This window comes from Pseudescherichia vulneris (assembly GCF_902164725.1).
GTDB lineage: Bacteria > Pseudomonadota > Gammaproteobacteria > Enterobacterales > Enterobacteriaceae > Pseudescherichia > Pseudescherichia vulneris.
This window is the reverse complement of record NZ_LR607338.1, coordinates 1,135,268-1,136,032: the sequence shown is the minus strand read 5'-3', so window position 1 is coordinate 1,136,032 and position 765 is coordinate 1,135,268. Positions and strand designations below refer to the sequence as shown.

General features: G+C 49.5%; 1 protein-coding gene. It reads right to left on the bottom strand.

The window, feature by feature from the left end:
- Nucleotides 1–18: 18 nt before the first annotated feature.
- A partial coding sequence (locus tag FN633_RS04640) for a virulence RhuM family protein (protein ID WP_154058830.1) occupies nt 19–765 on the bottom strand: 747 nt, incomplete at its 5' end.

The window sequence follows — 765 nt, the reverse complement described above, 5'->3', positions numbered from 1 at the left end:
CTTGGTTATCGTTTAAGACTAACTTTTGGGTTCTTTTTCCCACTGAAGCAACGCAGCGATATCCTTCTCACCTTCGGTTTCTTTTAAGCGCCGTTGTTGCTCGGCAAATTGACTATATTCTGCCTGCGCTTTTTCATCGGCCAGTTTCTTGCTGATTTTACCGGTACCTTGTAAGACATCTCGGTCGTTAAATTGCAGGAACTGATCTAGCTTGTCTTGCCAGTCATGGAGAAAGATCTGCTTACGGCGACGGGCCTGATCCTCGGCAAAATCCAGCCACATGTTTACTACGCGGTTAAGTTCACTGACCTCATCCTGGTTAAGATAGTTTTTAGCTACCGTCACGTCGCATTTACGTACCTCATCGCCTTTGTAATTGGTTAAGCCCATATGCGGTTTATTGGCGTCAGCGCGTTTGTGGATGAGTTCAGCGGCAGTATGACCAGTGCAGGCGAAATGCAGCTTGTTCTGGATGGTTTGGAAAAACTGTGTGGTTTCCTTCAGGGATGGCTGATAGTCGGCGGCTAACGCAAAGATCTCCCGCACCCGCAGATACACCCGCCGTTCGCTGGCGCGGATATCACGGATGCGTTCCAGCATCTCATCAAAGTAGTCAGGCACAACGGATGAACCAACGGGCGGGTTTTTCAACCGCTCATCGTCCATCACAAAACCTTTGATCAGATATTCCTGGAGCGTTTGGGTTGCCCACTGACGGAACTGTGTACCTCTGATAGAGCGGACGCGGTAGCCAACGGCAAGTAT